Origin of the sequence: Amycolatopsis sp. NPDC049688, from assembly GCF_040674975.1 — a bacterium.
GTDB lineage: Bacteria > Actinomycetota > Actinomycetes > Mycobacteriales > Pseudonocardiaceae > Amycolatopsis.
The window spans coordinates 1-17,693 of record NZ_JBFANY010000014.1 but is presented as its reverse complement, the minus strand read 5'-3'; the positions used below and the strand labels follow the sequence as shown (position 1 = coordinate 17,693).

The window sequence follows — 17,693 nt, the reverse complement described above, 5'->3', positions numbered from 1 at the left end:
GTGGGCACTTCCCAGGATATCGCTTCACAGCAAGGGAAAGGAGGGTCCGCCGGGAGCTTTTCCCGGCGGACACCCCCTTTTCTCAGGCGCGCTGGAGCTGGAACCGCTGGTTGGGGTTGCCGGTGAACGTCCACTGGGAAATCCGGGCGCCGTCGGCGGTCGAGACTCCCCACACGTCCAGAGCCAAGCCGCTTAACCGGTTCACCAGGCTCACCGCGCCGCTGCCCTGGTCGACCACCCGCCACTGCTCGGCGGTCGAGTTGGTGTCGGCCTGCTGGCTGATGTCGGCGCCGCTGTTGGCGTTCGCGGCCTGGAGCACCAGCCCGCTGTTGCGCGCCCGGACGCGGTAGTAGCCGTCGCCGGAATCCACGAAGTCGAACTGCTGGCTCAGGCCGCCGTTGGCCGATTCCTGCTCGATGAGCGCCCCGGCCGCCGTCGACGCGCCGGTGATCCCCACCAGCTTGCTGCTGTGCTGGGCCACCAGCTTGTAGTTGACGCCGGTCTGGACCGGCGGGTTCGGCGGCTGGGTGTTCGAGTCGAACTGGGTGATGAACTTCCACACCTCGCCGGAGGTCCAGGTCTGCCAGCCGCTGCCGCCGCCGTCCTTCGGGCCCGGGTCGTGCCCGCCGTCGAAGGCGGCCCAGACGACCGGGTACCCGGCCCGGCAGCCGGAGTAGGCGGTGACGATGTGGGTCCGGCTGCCGCTCGCGGGTTCCGGCGGGTTCTGCGGGGTGCAGCCGTTGTTCCGGACGAACTGGTCGCGCAGCGCGCGCCCGGACGCGATCGGCAGGACGTTGTCGGCGATGCCGTGCATCCCGATGTAGGCGACCGGCTGCGTGCCGCCGCTGCAGCCGCTGAGGTTCGCTCCGGAGTAGACCGCGACCGCGCGGAACACGGTCGGCCGGGCGCAGGCGAGGGCGTAGCTCATGGCGGCGCCGTAGCTGAAGCCGCCGGCGAAGACCTGCGAGGTGTCGACGCACAGGGCGGACTCGAGCTGGCGCAGCAGGTCGTCGATGAACGTGACGTCCTGGCCGCCGGGGTTGGCCCAGCCGTTGCCGTTGCCCTGGGGCGCCACGAATATCGTGCCGTTACCCGCGTTGTCGGCCAGCCGCCGCAGCCCGTAGTAGGACCAGTTGTAGCCGTCGGTCCCGCCCGAGTCGACGTCGTTGGCCGTCCCGCCGCGCCAGTGCAGCCCGACGAAGAGCCGGTAGTTGTGGTTCTGGTCGTAGTTGTTCGGCACCCGCAGGATGTAGCTGCGGTTCTGGCCGCCGCTGGAGATCGTGTGGCTGCCGCTCGCCAGCCCGGGTGCCTTCCCGCAGCCCGCGGTGCCCGCGGCCGCGGTCGCCGGCGTCGCTGCCGCGGGCGCCGCGGCCTGCGCGGGGGCCTGGCCGGCCAGCGCGAGCAGGGCGCCCGCCGCGAAGGCCGCGAACAGGGCCTTATACCTCACCATCACGTGGCTCCCTCTGCTCCTCGAACATCGTCGTTCTCCAGGGGTTTGGGTGGGTGAATCAGGTGTGGTTCCACTGCTGGTTGGCCCCGTGGTTGCAGGTCCACAGGATCACCTTGGTGCCGTTGGCGGTCCCGGCACCGGAGGCGTCGAGACACAGTCCGCTTTGGACGTTCGTGAGCGTGCCGTCGGTGCCGGCGGTCCACTGCTGCGCCGGCCCGGTGCCGCAGTCGCCGATGACCGCCCGGGCGCCGGCCGAGGTGCCGTCGGCGGCCAGGCACTTGCTGCCGTACACCTGCAGCTGCTTGCCGTCGGTGGTCGTCCACTGCTGGTTGGCGCCGCTGTTGCAGTCCCACAGCGCCACCTGGGTGCCGTTGGCCTGGGACAGGTTCGGGACGTCCAGGCACCGGCCGGCGTTCGCGTTGACCAGCCGGGACGTCGGCGGCGGCGGGGTCGTCCCGCCGGGCCCGAGCGGACAGCTCGCCTGGTACTTCGAGATGCCGCCGGTGTTCGACAGCGACGGGCACAGGAACGACGAATAGCGCGTATCGGCGTCGACGAACACCTTGAGCCAGACCATCATCACCCGGGCGAAGGCACCCGAGTTCCCGCCGCCGCCCCCGGCCGCGAAGCCGTGGCCCTCACCGGCGATTTCGGGGTAGGCGCGCGGGACCGTGGCCGGGATGGTGGCGTACGCGCTCGCCAGGTACGCCGGGGTGACCGTGGTGTCGGTCTGCCCGCCGAACAGGATCGTGGGGACGCTGGTGCTACGCAGGATCCCGTCCGGCACGTACGGCGCCATGCCGACGGCGGTCCGCAGCGACGGCCGCCGGTTCGCCGCGACGAGGGCACCTCCACCGCCCATCGAGTGGCCGCCGACGGCGAGCCGCGTCCGGTCGACGCGGTCGCGCACCGGGCTGCTCGTCACCAGCCAGTCCAGCGCGGCGAGCAGCTGGTCGGCGCGGGCGTCGGCGTAGTCGCTGAGGCTGTTCGTCTCGATGCCGACCACGACGAACCCGAAGGAGGCCAGCCGCGGGCCGAGCCACCCGTACCAGCGCCACTCGGTCCCGTAGCCGGGCGCGATGGCGATGGCGCCGAACGTCCCCTGGCTGGTGTCCGTCGGGTAGTACACGATCCCGCCGCCGAGCCCGTTGCCCTTCGGGATGGTCGTCTGCGCGGTGGAGAACGTCCCGTGATCGGCGGCGATGCTCGCCGGCGTGGGGTCCGGGCCGCGCTGGTAAGGGTTGTCGGCCGCCGAAGCCGACGGTACGGCCACCAGTCCCAGCACGACCCCGAGGGCGGCCAGCGTGCCGCGGAAACGTCGCCACATCTCGATGTCCTTCCTCGCGCGGGGGCCGCTCAGGCGGCGGCCGGGGTGGTCCACTTCTGGTTCTGGCCGCCGGTGCAGGTGCCCAGCCGCACCGCCGTGCCGTTGCCGGTCGAGCCGGCCGGGAGTTCCAGGCAGAGCCCCGACTGCGTGGCGGTGACGGTGCCGTCGGCGTTGGTTCGCCACTTCTGGTTGGCCCCGCCGTGGCAGGCCCAGACGATCACCGCGGTGCCCGGGCTCGTCGCGCCGCCTTCGGCGTCCAGGCAGCGGCGCGAGTCACCGGTGTAGACGGTGAACTCCCCGGCCGTGGTGGCGGTCCACACCTGGTTGGTCCCGCCGTGGCAGTCCCAGACCTGCAGCCGCGTGCCCTGGGTCGTCGACTGGCCCGGGACGTCCAGGCACCGCCCGGCGGCCACCGAGCGCACCGGACCGCCGGTCGGCGTGGGGTTCCCGCCGCTGTCGTCGAGGCCGAGGAACGAGATGGCGTAGGCGAGCATCCCGGCCTGCGGCAGGGTGTGCCCGGTGCCGGCGATGGTGATGCCTTCCACCGTGGCATGGGTGCCGGTGTCGCCGTAGCGGTTGCGCGTCCAGGAAGACTGCGGGTGGTCGGTGAAGGACGGCGTCTGCGTCAGGCCGTGCAGGGCGGTCCACTGCTTGATCTCTTCGCCGTAGTTGGGGTACGCCAGCGTGGTGTCGGTGTTCCCGTGCCACAGCTGCATCCGCGGGTAGGCGCCGGAGTACCCCGGGTACATCGCGTGCGCCTGGTCGGCCCACTGCTGCGCGGATTTGATGACGTTGCCGCCCGCGCACTGGCTGTTCCAGAGCGAGCCGTCCGTCGTCGCGAAACACCCGGCCGGTACGCCGGAGAACGCCGAGGCGGCGGAGAAGACGTCCGGGTACTCGGCGGCCAGGACGTTGGTCATCATGGCGCCCGAGGAGAAGCCGCTGACCACGATCCGCGCCGGGTCCACCGGGTAGTGCTGGCGGGTCCAGGCGACCATCGCCATGATCCCGGTGGAGTCGCTGCCGCCGTCGCGGGTCAGCCCCGCCTTCGTCGAGACGTCGAAGCAGTGGCCGTCGCGGGTGGCTTCCGGCACCACGACGATGAACCCGTACCGGTCGGCCGCCGTCGCGTAGTCGTGCCCGTTGCCGTTGAAGATCGCGGACGCCGAGCCGCTGCAGTAGTGCACCAGCACGAGCAGGGCGGGCTTGGCGGCGAGCTTGTCCGGGACGTACACGTACATGCCGAGGTTGGTCGGGTTGTTCCCGAAGCCGGTCACCCGGGTCAGCGTGGCGGCCGCGGCCGGCCCGGCGGTCAGCACCGCCAACGGCAGCATCAGCAGCACCGCGAGGAGGGCGCGGGCGAGGCGGCTCATCGGGGGCTCCGGCGCCGGCGGGGACTGTTAGCGCTCACATTTCACTGCTTTCAGGAGGACGGGTGTACGCGGTGAATTCGTCCGGTTACCGAACCGAACGGACCCAGTCAAGATAGGAGCGACCGGCAGCGGTGGTCAATGCACAGTTTTCGCCCGGACACTGGGATTCCGGTCCGAAACTTGGCGAAAGTCCTGGCTGGACAGGGAAAACAGGCGCCGGGATCAACTGACGGACAACTCGGCCGGAAGGTGAAACTTACCCACCTGCAACGGATCCGGCCTTCGGGTCCACATTGGAATGCGCGCAGCACGCAGTCCCGGAGCCGGGCTCCGGGACTCTCGCTCCCGCGCTCACTGGCCGAAGAGCCGCCGCTGGATCTCCCGCCGGTAGTCCTCCAGGGTGTTGTCGAGGTGGGTGGCGGCCGCCCGGGCCGCCGCCTCCGGGTCGCCGTCGCGGATCGCCCGGTAGATCGCGGTGTGCTCCTCGATCGCGCCCGCCGCGTGCCCGCCGATCGAGCCGGACATCCCGATGATGTTCGACTGGCGTTGCAGGCGGCGCGCTTCGCGCACGGCGGCGACGAGGAACTGGTTGTGCGATGCAGCGGCGATCCCGAGGTGGAACTCGTCGTCGCCGCGGTCGAACAGCGTGGACTCGCCGCTCACGTGCCCGTGCCGGCAGGTCTCGGCGGCGGCCTCGATCGCGCGCAGCTCGGCCGGGGTGGCGTTGGCCGCGGCCAGCCGGCTCGCGGCGGTTTCCTGGATCCGGCGGAACTCGAAGAGCTTGTAGACGTGGTCGAGGTCGGCGGGCAGGAAGAAGGCGCCCCACGGCGAGGCACCGAGCATGCCTTCGTCGTCGGACACATACAGCCCACGCCCCTTGTGCGCTCGCACCCGGCCGAGCGCGGAGAGGATCTTGACGGCCTCCCGCACCACGGTCCGGCTGGTCCCCATCCGCGCCGCCAGCTCGTGCTCCGTCGGCATCCGGTCGCCGGGCCGCAGGGCCAGTTCGGCGATCAGCTGCAGGATCTGCTCGGCCACCACTTCGTAGCCGGGCCGGTACGGGACAGGCGGTGCGACTTGCTCGTCACGGGTCACCGGATGAGTATGACTCAATGTTCACCGGCTGAGCACCCTACCTCGCGGCCCCGGCCGTCGGTCAAGGCTTGCCGCCGCGGTGTGAAAGTTACATCCACCGGGCGGCAAGCGGGGCAATGAGCAGGCACATCCTTGACGGCGGGGAACCCTGCTGTTCTCATGGATCACCGAGCCAGGACCGGAAAACCGCCGCGCAGCAGTGAAACAGTCGAAACGCGGTCAGGCAGGCAGCGCTCGAATGAGTCGTACTCATCCTTCACCGGAATCGCCTGCCCCTGGCGGGTGCCACGACGAAGTGGGGTAGCTGATGAGGGGCAGGAACCGGGCGGCCGTCCTCGCCGGGGCGCTCGCCGTGACCATCGCCGCGGGGTGCAGCAGCGGGGGCGGTGTTTCCCCGGCGCAGAACGGCTTCACGCCGGCGCCGCAGGCCGACGGCCCGCTGACGGTGTGGGTCGATTCCACCCGGATGGCCGCCGCCCAGCTGTACCAGAAGCAGCATCCCGAGGCGAAGCTGGACATCGTCAGCTACGACGGGGACGCCAACGGCTCCAACTACCTGCAGACCAAGGTCGGCCTGTTCAACCGCACCGGCAACGGCTGGCCGGACGTGGTGTTCAGCTCGCAGAACAACGAGGTGTCCTGGGCCCGGCAGGCCGGTTTCACCGCGCCGCTGGACAAGGACCTGATCCCGAAGTCCGCTTTGGACCAGTGGGCGCCCGGCGCGAACGACCCGTGCACGGTGGACGGAACGCTCTACTGCCTGCGCAACGACCTTTCCCAGACCGTGCTCTGGTACAACGCGACGCTGCTGAAGCAGTGGAACTACCAGGTTCCCCGGACGTGGCCGGAGTACGAGGCGCTGGGCCGCAGGGTCGCCACCGAGCACCCGGGGTACCTGGTGGGCGCGGCGGGCGACACGTTCACGCCGGAGATCTACCTGTGGGCGAGCAAGTGCGGCGCCAACCGGATCACCGGCCCGAAGGCCGTCACGGTGACCGCCACCGAGCCGAACTGCACCCGGATGGCGCAGCTGCTCGACTCCCTCGTCCAGGCCGGCAGCATGTCCACCAGCAGCGTGTTCAGCTCCGACTTCGACAAGAACTCCGCGGACAAGATCCTGCTCATGCCCGGCCCGTCGTGGTACGGCGGCGCGTTGTTCCAGGGAACTTTCAAGACGCCGAAGGGCCAGATCGCCGTGGCGCCGATGCCGCAGTGGCCCGGCGATCCGCAGCCGTCGGTGGGCAACGTCGGCGGCGGGACGTGGCTGCTTTCCGCGCACAGCCGGCACCTCAAGGCCGCCACGGACTTCCTGGTCTGGGTGACCACCTCGGACGACTACCAGGGCAAGCTCGCCCCGGGCTACCCGGCGCACCAGGGCGCCGCCAAGACGTGGCTGGCGAACCAGGCGTCCTCCGGCTACTACGCCGGCGACATCGCCGGACCGTTGCAGGCCGCGGCCGGCCAGGTCTGGCCGGGCTGGGGCTACGGGCAGTTCAGCCAGGAGGCGATCTGGGCGGCCACGGTCACCCCGGGCCTGACGGCGGGCAAGAGCATCGCGTCGCTGCTCCCCGCGTGGCAGGACGCGATCGTGAACCACGCCCGGTCCAACGGGTACCAGGTCACGCAGCAATGAGCGCACCGGTCGCCCGGCACCGGGCGGGCTACGGCTTCGTCGCCGCCTACGTCGTGCTGCTGGTCGCGTTCGGCGTCGTGCCCACGGTCTACGCGATTTCCTTCGCCGTCTCCGACGCGGGCGGCCGCTTCACCGGGCTCACGAACTTCGTCACCGCCGCCCAGGACTTCCGGTTCGGTGCCGCCGTCGGGCACGTCGCGGTGTACCTGCTGCTCTGGCTGACGACGCTGGTCGTGTTCGTGGTCGGGCTGGCCCTGCTGCTGCACCGCCTCGGCACCCGCACGACCGGTAAGACCCTGCGGTTCCTGTACTACCTGCCGGGCGCGCTGGCCGGCGCGGCGAGCGTGCTGGTGTGGCTGTTCATGCTCGACCCCGCCGTCAGCCCGGCCGGGTTCCTGCTGCGGGGCCTGGGTTTCGAAACTTTCGGCGAGGTCGTCGCACTGGACCACCTGCCGGTGCTGTTCACCCTGATCGCCTTCTGGACCGGGGCGGGCGGCTGGATCGTCGTCATGTACGGGGCGCTCAACACGATCTCGCCGGACGTGCTCGAGGCGGCCCGGATCGACGGCGCCGGCGCGTGGCAGACCGCGTGGCGGATCCAGGTTCCGCTGCTGCGCAAGTGGATCGTCTACATGGTGATCCTCGCCTTCGCCGGTGGCACCCAGCTGTTCGTCGAGCCGCAGCTGCTGTCGCAGGCCAGCGTCGGCGTGGCCGGCCGGGACTATTCGCCCAACCAGCTGTCCTACGACTTCGCCTTCCAGAACAACGACGTCGGCACCGCCGCCGCGGTCTCGGTCGAGCTGCTGGTGGTCAGCCTCGTCGTCGCGGCCGTGTTCGTCACCAGGTCGAGGTTCTTCGATGCGGACTGACGTCGAACGGCCGCCCGTGGCGGTCCGCGTGCCGGCCCCGGCGAGGCCGCGGCGCCGGCTGCCCAACCCGGTGCCCGGTGCCGTGCTCGCCCTGTTCTTCCTGTTCTTCGTGCTCCCGGTGCTGTGGCTGGTGCTGGCGGCCACGAAGACCGACGACCAGCTCGTGCACGGCCATCCGCTGTCCGTGGGCTCGTGGCGGGCGTTGGCCGCGAACTGGGACGCGCTCACCGCCTACCAGGGCAACGCGATCTTCCGGTGGCTCGGCAATTCGGCGCTGTACTCCTTCTTCGCGCTGGCCATCACGCTGTGCGTGGCGATCCCGGCCGGGTACGCGCTGGCCAAGACCGCGTTCCGCGGCCGGCGCGTCCTGCTCGTCACCACCCTGGTCGTCATGCTGATGCCGAACGCGACCCTCGTGGTGCCGCTGTTCCTGGAGCTCAACACGGCCCACCTGATCGGCACGATGTGGTCGATCGTGCTGCCGTACGCGTTCTACCCGTTCGGCGTCTACCTCGCCTACATCTACTTCACCACGGCGGTGCCCGACGAGCTGCTGGACGCCGCGCGGCTCGACGGCTGCACGGAGTTCGGCGCCTTCCGCCGGGTCGCGCTGCCGCTGGCGATGCCGGTGGTCGCCCTGGTCGGCTTCTTCAGCTTCGTGGCCAACTGGACCAACTACTTCCTGCCGTACGTGATGCTGCCGGAGAGCGACCAGTTCCCGGTCCAGGTCGGCCTCGGGACGCTGCTGAACGACGTCCCGCAGTTCAACCCGACGGCCGGTGGGCTGGCGGTCGAACGCCCGGTGCTGGCGCTGGCCACGCTCGTGGCGATCGCGCCCGTGCTCGCCGTTTTCCTGTTCTCCCAGCGTTTCCTGGTCACCGGAATGCTCGCCGGAGCCACCAAGAACTGACCCGCACCGCGATCGGAGGACGCCCGGGATGGACCCCGTGATCACGGCTTCGGTGCCGCTGCTCGAACCCCCCGGCTGGGCCGTAGCCCAGCGCGGCCTGTTCGACCTGCTCGACCGGGCCTGGCGCGCGTTCGAGGGCGACTTCACCGGGCCCGACGGCCGGCTGGCCTACGGCGGCAGGCTCACCACCCGCGACGGGGTGGACGACTTCTACGAAACTTTCTTCAACTGGCCGCAACTCTACCTGCTCGGCGGCGCCGACGACCTGCTCCCGGCGGCCGAACGGCACTGGGAAGGCGTCACCCGCCAGCTGGCCGAGCTCGGCATGCTGCACGAGGAGTACGAACGCGGGTACGACTGGTTCCACCAGGGCGAAAGCCTGCTGCTGTTCTACTTCCTGTGCCTGGCCGCCCCCGGCCGCTGGACCGAGCGGGCCCGGCGGTTCGCCGACCTCTACGTCGACCCCGCGCACGGCAACTACGACCCGGTGCACCGGATCATCCGGCGGCCGCACAACGGCAGCGACCGGCACCGGGAGGGCCTGTTCGACGGCCGGTCCTACCCGTGGCTGCCCGAAGAGGCCCGGATGTACGGCTTCCCGCTGGACTGGGTCCTGCCGCCCGGGGCCGGGGAGCCGCCGCGCGAGGAGGATCCCCGCCTCGGCGAGCAGCTGCACCGGCGGGCGGGCGTCGGCGACACCGCGGTCAACCTGGCCGCGGCCGGGCTCGTGCTGAACGCGCTGATCCTCACCGGCGAGCCGCGGTACCGGGACTGGATCGCCGAGTACGTCGGGGCGTGGTGCGCCCGCGCGAGCGCCAACGGCGGGATCGTGCCGGACAACGTCGCCCCGGACGGCACGGTCGGCGGGCTCTTCGAAGGCCGCTGGTACGGCGGGCACTACGGCTGGTCGTGGCCGCACGGCTGGTACAGCGTCGGGCAGGCCGCCACGGTGGCCGCCCTCGCCGCGGCCGCGGCGACCGGCGACGAGTCCTTTCTCGACCTGGTCCGCCCGGCGCTGGACGAGGTGATCGCCCAGGGCAAGGTGATGGCGTTCACCGAAGCGGACTCCAGCCTGCAGTCCCGCTGGACCGCCCAGCTCGGCCCGGACACCGGCACGCCGACGCTGCACGTCCCCTTCCGGTACGCCGACCGGGGCTGGTTCGACTACAACCCGATGCTGCTGGCCGTGCCGATGGCGCTGTGGCACCACTCCGCCGCGCCCGCCGACCGGCAGCGGATCGAGCGGCTGCGGGCGGCGGCGGGGCACGACTGGCGGACCGTGCGGCCGTTCCGGAGCAAGGAGGAGGCCGGGCACGAAGAGCCGTGGTTCGCCTTCCTGGCCGGCGACGACCCGACGTATCCCGAGCGCATCCTCGCCGCCGCGCAGGCGCAGGTCCGCCACCGCCTGGCCCGGATGGAACACCACCGCGGCCGGGACGTGGCCGAGGCCGACATCCACGTGTGGCAGCAGGCCAACCCGGTGGTCACCGAGGCACTGGTCCAGCTGACCTGGGGTGGCCCGCAGGTCCTCTACAACGGCGGCCTGCAGCAGGCCCGCGTGCGCTACTACGACGCCGACGCGGGGCGTCCCGGCCTGCCGCCTTCGGTGGCCGCGCTGGTCTCCCGGATCGAGCCCGAGGCCACCGTCGTCGACCTGGTCAACCTCGATCCGCGCGCGGATCGCACGGTGGTCGTGCAGGCCGGCGCGTTCGGCGAAGACACCATCCGCACGGTGCACCACACCGTCTGCGAAGACCCGTCCTGGATCGGCGGGCTCTACGACTACGGGCACTCCGAGCCCCGGGTGACGTCGGCCGAGACCCGCGTCGACGGGCCGTGGCTGTGCGTGCGCCTGCCCCGGTCCACCACCGTCCGGCTCACCCTGCACCTCGAGCTGCGCACCCGCCCGCCCTCGTACCGCACCCCCTTCGACGCACCGTAACCCGTCCCCGAGAGGTCCCCGCCATGCCGCCGAACCGCAGATCCGTGGTCGCCGCGATCGCCACCGCCCTCGCGGTGTCCGCGTTCGCCGCGCCGCCCGCGCACGCCGCGACCGTCACCATCGCCGTCGCCCCGAACGGCAACGACAGCAACCCCGGCACCCCCGACCAGCCGGTCGCCACCCCGGCCCGGGCCCAGCAGCTCGCGCGGGCCCAATCCGCGGCCGGCGACGTCGTCGTGGAGCTCGCCGGGGGCACCTACCGGCTGGCCGCGCCGCTGGCGTTGACCAGCGCCGACTCGGGCCAGAACGGTCACACCGTGACCTGGCAGGCCGCCTCCGGCCAGACGCCGGTGCTCTCCGGCGGCAGCCAGGTCACCGGGTGGTCGGTGCAGGACTCCGGCCAGAACATCTGGGTGGCGTCCGTGCCGCAGAACGCCGATTCGCGGCAGCTCTTCGTCGACGGCTCGCTGGCTCCGCGGGCGGCGATCCCGTTGTCGCGCAACGACGTCCAGTTCACCACCAGCGGGATGACGATCACCAACTCCGCGCTCAACTACCTCGCCACGCTGCCGCAGCAGAACCGGATCGAGGTGGAGAGCCAGAACTCCTTCACCGACCGGTACTCCCCCGTCGACCACGTCAGCGGCAGCTCGATCGTCATGCAGCAACCCGCGTGGAACAACAACAACTGGGGTTACGACACGCTCGCCAAGCCGTTCGGCGGCGGCCAGCTGTTCCTCGAGAACTCCTACTCCTTCCTCAAGACCACCGGCCAGTGGTATCTGGACCCGGCGGCCGGGAAGCTGTACTACAAGGCCCCTGCGGGCTGGGTGCCGGGGAGCCACGACGTCGAGCTGCCGCGGCTGACGTCGCTGCTGCAGATCAGCGGCAGCTACGACAACCCGGTGCGCAACATCGCGTTCAAGGGCCTGCACTTCGAGCACACGACCTGGCTGACGCCGAGCACGTCGGTCGGCTACGCCAACCAGCAGACCGGCACGTTCCTCCCGGCCGCGGCCCCGATGCCGGGCGACTTCCTGACCTCCTGCCAGTCGGGCTGCCGCCAGTTCGAAGGCGCACGCGGCAGCTGGGCCCAGGCCCCGGCCGCCGTCCAGGTCTCGGCCGCGACCGGGATCTCGTTCAGCGACAACACCTTCACCCACCTCGGCCAGGTCGCGCTGGGGATCGGCAACGACGCGAACGCCCACGCCTCGGGCATCGGGCTGGGGGCGTCGTCGATCACCGTCGACCACAACACGTTCACCGAGGACTCGGGCGGCGGGGTGATCGTCGGCGGCGTGCGCACCGACGCCCACCACCCGTCCAACGCGGCGATGACGAACCGGGACATCACCATCTCGAACAACACGGTGACCCGGGTCGCCCTGGACTACCGGGAGATGGCCGGCATCCTGTCGACCTACGCCACGCACACCGTCATCACGCACAACGAGGTCGCCAACCTCACCTACGACGGCATCGACGTCGGCTGGGGCTGGGGCGCCAACGACGCCGGCGGCAGCCAGGACTACCGCAACCGCGGCCTCTACGACTACCAGCCCGTGTACACGACGCCGACCACGCTGCGGGACACCGTCGTCAGCTACAACCGGGTGCACGGCACGAAGAAGCTGATGCACGACGGCGGCAGCATCTACAACCTCTCGGCCAACCCCGGCAGCTCGATCGACCACAACTACATCTACGACAACAACCGCACGGTCGGGCTGTACCTGGACGAAGGCTCGCGGTACGTGACGCTCTCGGCCAACGTGATCCAGGACTCCGGGGTGTGGGCGTTCACCAACGCCAACGGCAGCAACAACACCAACGACAGCACGTTCAGCGGCAACTGGTACAACGGCGGCGCGACGCAGGTGGCCACCGGGTCGCCGCACAACAACGTGCTGACCGGCAACGTCCAGGTGAGCGGCACGAACTGGCCGTCGGGCGCCCAGGCCGTCATCGCGGCCGCCGGCCCGGGCGGCGGCGGTCCCGGCCCGGCCGCGGGCCCGGTGCGCGCGACCGGCGCGGGCCGGTGCCTGGACGTCAGCGGCGTCAGCACCACCCCCGGGGCCACGGTTCAGATCTGGGACTGCAACGGCGGCACCAACCAGTCCTGGACCCGCAGCAGCGCCCGGGAACTGACCGTCTACAACGGAACGCGGTGCCTCGACGCCAGCGGCCAGGGCACCACCCCGGGCACCAAGATCGTGATCTGGAACTGCAACGGCCAGGCCAACCAGCAGTGGACCGTCAACAGCAACGGGACCATCTCCGGTGTCCAATCCGGACTGTGCCTGGACGTCACCGGCTCCGCCACCACCAACGGCACGCCGATCCAGCTCGCCACCTGCACCGGCGCGAACAACCAGAAATGGACCTTCGGCTGACCGCGAAGCAGAAAGAGGTTCTGCCATGACTCCCACGCTGAAAAGAAGACTGCTGACCGCGCTCGCGGCGATCCCGCTCGTCGCCGGCACGCTGCTCGGGCTCGGCCCGGCCGCCCAGGCCGCCGCGCAGCAGGCGTGCGACATCTACGCCGCCGGCGGCACGCCGTGCGTCACCGCGCACAGCACCACCCGCGCGCTCTTCGGTGCCTACGCCGGCCCGCTGTACCAGATCCAGCGGGCGTCCGACCAGCACTTCCTCGACATCGGGCTGCTCGAGGCCGGCGGGGTCGCCGACTCCGCCCCGCAGGTGTCGTTCTGCGCCGGTACGAAGTGCACGGTCACGAAGATCTACGACCAGACCGCCAACCACAACGACCTGCCGATCTCGTGGGGCGGGTTCTGGAAGGGCCCCGGCCCGAACGGGTCCGACATCGGCGCGGACGCGATGGCGCTGCCGGTGACCGTCGGCGGGCACCCCGCGTACGGGATCAAGGTCACCCAGGGTGTCGGCTACCGGGTCGACAACGCCAAGAACGTCCCGGTCGGTGCGCAGCCGGAGGGGATCTACATGATCACCTCGTCGAACTACGTCAACCAGTGGTGCTGCTTCGACTACGGCAGCGGCGAGATCTCCCACAACGACACCGGCAACGCCACCATGAACGCCATCTACTGGGGCACCGCGTGCTGGTTCAACGGCTGCACCGGCACCGGGCCGTGGGTGGAGGCCGACCTGGAGAACGGGATGTACCACACCGGCACCGGGTCCAACAAGGACCCGAACAACCCCGGGGTGCACCACCCGTTCGTCAGCGCCTGGCTGAAGAACAACGGCACCAGCAACTTCACCCTCAAGTACGGCGACGCCACCACCGGCGGGCTCACCACCCCGTACTCCGGCGGGCTGCCGCGCGGCTACTCGCCGATGAAGCTGGAGCCGTCGATCCTGCTGGGCACCGGCGGCGACAACAGCGTCTCCGGGGTCGGCGAGTTCTTCGAAGGCGCGGTGACCAGCGGCTTCCCGACCGACGCCACGGAAAACGCGGTGCAGGCCAGCCTGGCCGCCGCCGGGTACGGCTCCGGCGGCCCGTCGAACACCGGCCCGGTGCACGCCGTGGGCGCGAACAAGTGCCTCGACGTCAGCGGCGTCAGCACCACCCCCGGCACCCAGGTCCAGGTCTGGGACTGCAACGGCGGCACCAACCAGACGTGGACCCGCTCCGGCGCCGGCGAGCTGACCGTCTACGACGGCACCCGGTGCCTCGACGCCAGCGGGCGCGGGACCACCCCCGGTACCAAGGTCATCATCTGGAACTGCAACGGCCAGAACAACCAGCAGTGGACGGTGAACAGCAACGGGACCGTCTCCGGTGTCCAATCCGGGCTCTGCCTGGACGTCACCGGGTCCGGGACCGCGAACGGCACCCTGATCCAGCTCGCCACCTGCACCGGCGCGAACAACCAGAAGTGGACCTTCGGCTGAGAGGTTTCGCCATGTCTTCGTTCGAGCTTTCCCGCCGCAAACTGCTCGCGGTGACCGGCGTCGCCGTCACCGCCAGTGTGTTCCGCGTCCGGACCGTGTGGGCCACCGAAGGGCCGTCCAGCTACAGCCCCAGCTGGTCGTCGGTCGACCAGCACCCGCCTGCGCCGGAGTGGTTCCAGGACGCCAAGTTCGGCATCTACTACCACTGGGGCGTGTTCAGCGTCCCCGCGTTCGGCAACGAGTGGTACCCGCGGAACATGTACGTCGGCGGGTCCAACGAGAACAACCACCACAAGGCGGTGTACGGCGATCCGTCGGCCTGGCCGTACCAGAACTTCATCAACGGCGCCCGCGACAAGGCGGGCAACTGGGTCCAGTTCGCGCCGAAGCTGAAGTCCGCGGGCGGGAACTTCGACCCGGCCGAGTGGGCGCAGCTGTTCGCCGACGCGGGCGCGAAATTCGCCGGGCCGGTCGCCGAGCACCACGACGGCTACTCGATGTGGAACAGCACCGCCAACGAGTGGAACTCGGTCCGCACCGGCCCGCAGCTGGACCTGCTGCGGCTGCACGCGGACGCGATCCGCGGCAAGGGCCTGAAGCTCGTCACCGCGCTGCACCACGCCTACCACTTCAACGGCTACTACGACCACGTGCCGAACCAGCCGACCGAGTCGCTGCGGCGGCTGTTCGGCCAGAACGGCCGGGCCGCGGAAAACCAGCTGTGGTACGACAAGCTCCGCGAAGTCGTCGACGGCTACCAGCCCGACCTCGTCTACCAGGACTTCGACCTGAACCTGGTGGACGAAAGCCAGCGGCTCAACTTCCTTTCGCACTACTACAACCAGGCCGTCGCCTGGAACAAGGACGTCGTCGCCTCCTACAAGGACGGGTTCAACACCCGCGGCGAGGTCTTCGACTTCGAACGCGGCGGCCCCGGGGACATCCTCAACCCGTACTGGCTGACCGACGACAGCATTTCCAGTTCCAGCTGGTGCTACACCGTGGGCATCGGCTACTACTCGGTGAAGGCCATGCTGCACTCGCTGATCGACCGGGTCAGCAAGAACGGCAACATGCTGCTGAACATCGCCCCGATGGCCGACGGCACCATCCCGTCGGGGCAGCGCTCGATCCTGCTGGGCATCGGCGACCACCTGAAGCGGTTCGGCGAATCGATCTACGCCACCCGCGCCTGGTCGGTGTACGGCGAGGGGCCGACGAAGATGGGCGGCGGCTCGTTCACCACCCCGGTCGAGGGCACCCGGACCGACATCCGGTTCACCCGCAGCAAGGACAACACCGTGCTGTACGCGACCGTGCTGGGCTGGCCGGGCAGCACCTTCACCATCACCACGCTCGGCTCGAACCGGATCAACCTGGCCACCCTGACGTCGGTCCAGCTGCTCGGCCCGGCCGCGGGCGGTGTCACGAACCTGCCCACCCGCTTTCAGGACGGCTCGGGCCTGCACATCACGATGCCGTCGTCGAACCCGCCGTTCGACGCGCTGGCGTACGTGGTGAAGCTGACGTTCTCGGGCCCGATCCCCACGCCGGGCACCGGTCCCCTGCCGACCGGCTGGGCGCGGATCGCCAACGTGAGTTCCGGCCTGGTGCTCGACGGCGGCGGGAGCGTCGCCTCCGGGTCGCACCTCAAGCAGTGGAACTGGGACGGCAGCACGAACCTCCAGTGGCAGCTGGCCGACGCGGGCGGCGGCTACTACCGGCTCGTGAACCGCACCAACGGGCTGGTCGCCGACAGCGGCGGCAACTCCGCGAACGGCGCCGCCTGCCTGGAGGCGACGTCGAACGGCAGTGTCAACCAGCAGTGGCGCCTGTCGAGCCTGGGCAACGGCCGGTACCAGATCGTCAACCGCGGCACCGGCACGGCGCTGGACGGCATGGGCCGCACGTCCGCCGGTTCGGAAGCGGGCCTGTGGGCACCCAACACCAGTACCAACAACCAGTGGACGATCACCGGCGTCTGAGGAGAACAGCGATGACATCACGACTGCGGTGGCTCGCCGCCGCGGCGGCCCTGGTCGCCGGGGCCCTCCTGCCGGGCACGGCGGCCGCGGAGTCCAACGGCGGGGTCCGGGTCATGCCGCTGGGCGACTCGATCACCGACGGCACCCAGGTGCCCGGCGGCTACCGGATCGGGCTGTGGCAGCGCGTCACGGCCGGCGGCTACCAGGTGGACTTCGTCGGGTCGCAGTACAACGGCCCGGCCACGCTCGGGGACCACGACCACGAGGGCCACCCGGGCTGGCGGATCGACCAGATCGACGCGAACATCGTCGCCTGGCTGCGCACCACCACCCCGCACACGGTGCTGCTGCACATCGGCACCAACGACATCCTGCAGAACTACAACGTGAGCGGGGCGCCCGGCCGCCTGTCGGCGCTGATCGACCACATCACCGCCACGGCACCGGACGCCGAGGTCTTCGTCGCGACGATCATCCCGATCGCCAACGCCGGGCAGGAGTCCGCGGCGCGGACGTTCAACGCCGCGGTGCCCGGGATCGTGCAGAGCAAGCAGAACGCCGGCAAGCACGTGCACCTGGTCGACCAGCACGCCGCCCTGACCACCGCCGACCTGATCGACGGCGTCCACCCGACGGCCACCGGCTACGACAAGATGGCCGCGACGTGGTACGCGGCGCTGCAGGCGGTTCCCGGCAGCATCGGCAGTCCCGGGACGTCGCAGGCCAAGCAGGTCGTGGGCACGCAGTCGGGCCGGTGTGCCGACGCCGGGAGCGCGGCCAACGGCACGCAGGTGCAGCTGCAGGACTGCGGTGGCGGTACCGGTCAGGCGTGGACGCGGACCGGTGCGCAGCTGTCGGTCGCCGGATCGAAGTGCCTGGACGCGTCCGGTGCGGGCACGGCGGCCGGTACGGCGGTGATCGTGTGGGACTGCCACGGCGGGACCAACCAGCAGTGGACGATCGGGGCGAACGGCGCGATCACCGGCGTGCAGTCCGGGCTGTGCGTGGACGCGACCGGGCAGGGCACGGCCAACGGCACCAAGCTGGTCCTGTGGACCTGCAACGGCCAGGCCAACCAGCAGTGGACGCTGCGCTGACCCGCCCGCCCGGGTCCACTTTGGACACATAGGTTGGTGCGGCTCGGGTTGTCGTGAGTGGTAAGGCGAGTGGGAACTCGCCTTTACAAACACCAACCCCGGCAGGATAGGTTGGGGGGGGGGCGGGGGTTGAAGG

General features: G+C 70.5%; 12 protein-coding genes. 8 read left to right on the top strand and 4 right to left on the bottom strand.

From position 1 onward, the window contains the following. Positions 1-82: 82 nt before the first annotated feature. From AB0J55_RS33655 to AB0J55_RS33640, 4 genes are all read right to left on the bottom strand, one after another. Entirely contained in the window at positions 83-1,450 is a 1,368-nt protein-coding gene (locus AB0J55_RS33655) for an RICIN domain-containing protein (protein ID WP_364257793.1), read from the bottom strand. A gap of 58 nt (positions 1,451-1,508) precedes the next feature. Continuing rightward, positions 1,509-2,777: an RICIN domain-containing protein gene (locus AB0J55_RS33650; RefSeq protein ID WP_364257790.1), complete on the bottom strand. Its 1,269-nt coding sequence runs from the start codon at positions 2,775-2,777 to the stop codon at positions 1,509-1,511. A 29-nt stretch (positions 2,778-2,806) separates the two neighbouring features. Beyond that, a complete protein-coding gene (locus AB0J55_RS33645; protein WP_364257787.1) occupies positions 2,807-4,150 on the bottom strand; it encodes a PHB depolymerase family esterase in 1,344 nt (447 codons plus the stop codon). 351 nt (positions 4,151-4,501) lie between these two features. After that, positions 4,502-5,245: an FCD domain-containing protein gene (locus tag AB0J55_RS33640; protein WP_364257784.1), complete on the bottom strand. Its 744-nt coding sequence runs from the start codon at positions 5,243-5,245 to the stop codon at positions 4,502-4,504. 307 nt (positions 5,246-5,552) lie between these two features. Here AB0J55_RS33640 and AB0J55_RS33635 point away from each other — a divergent pair, with 307 nt between their 5' ends. From AB0J55_RS33635 to AB0J55_RS33600, 8 genes are read left to right on the top strand one after another with little or no spacing between them, the layout of a single operon-like run. Continuing rightward, positions 5,553-6,878 carry an extracellular solute-binding protein gene (locus AB0J55_RS33635; RefSeq protein ID WP_364257782.1) on the top strand — a complete coding sequence of 442 codons (1,326 nt, stop codon included), beginning with the start codon at positions 5,553-5,555 and terminating at the stop codon, positions 6,876-6,878. Next, positions 6,875-7,747, top strand: a complete 873-nt coding sequence (locus AB0J55_RS33630) for a sugar ABC transporter permease (protein WP_364257779.1) — start codon at positions 6,875-6,877, stop codon at positions 7,745-7,747. Before AB0J55_RS33635 ends, AB0J55_RS33630 begins: the two co-directional genes overlap by 4 nt. Beyond that, positions 7,737-8,657, top strand: coding sequence for a carbohydrate ABC transporter permease (locus AB0J55_RS33625; protein WP_364257776.1), 921 nt, complete (start codon positions 7,737-7,739; stop codon positions 8,655-8,657). Before AB0J55_RS33630 ends, AB0J55_RS33625 begins: the two co-directional genes overlap by 11 nt. 28 nt (positions 8,658-8,685) lie before the next feature. Further along, positions 8,686-10,599 carry a hypothetical protein gene (locus AB0J55_RS33620; RefSeq protein WP_364257773.1) on the top strand — a complete coding sequence of 638 codons (1,914 nt, stop codon included), beginning with the start codon at positions 8,686-8,688 and terminating at the stop codon, positions 10,597-10,599. Between the two features lie 23 nt (positions 10,600-10,622). Next, a complete protein-coding gene (locus tag AB0J55_RS33615) occupies positions 10,623-12,992 on the top strand; it encodes an RICIN domain-containing protein (RefSeq protein WP_364257770.1) in 2,370 nt (789 codons plus the stop codon). Positions 12,993-13,017: 25 nt separating this feature from the next. Further along, the gene (locus tag AB0J55_RS33610) at positions 13,018-14,475 is read left to right on the top strand and encodes an arabinofuranosidase catalytic domain-containing protein (RefSeq protein ID WP_364257767.1); all 1,458 of its coding nucleotides are present in this window, start codon (positions 13,018-13,020) and stop codon (positions 14,473-14,475) included. Positions 14,476-14,486: 11 nt separating this feature from the next. After that, positions 14,487-16,460 (top strand): alpha-L-fucosidase, encoded by a 1,974-nt coding sequence (locus AB0J55_RS33605; RefSeq protein WP_364257764.1) that lies wholly within the window; start codon positions 14,487-14,489, stop codon positions 16,458-16,460. Between the two features lie 11 nt (positions 16,461-16,471). Continuing rightward, positions 16,472-17,557 (top strand): ricin-type beta-trefoil lectin domain protein, encoded by a 1,086-nt coding sequence (locus AB0J55_RS33600; protein WP_364257761.1) that lies wholly within the window; start codon positions 16,472-16,474, stop codon positions 17,555-17,557. Positions 17,558-17,693: the final 136 nt, after the last annotated feature.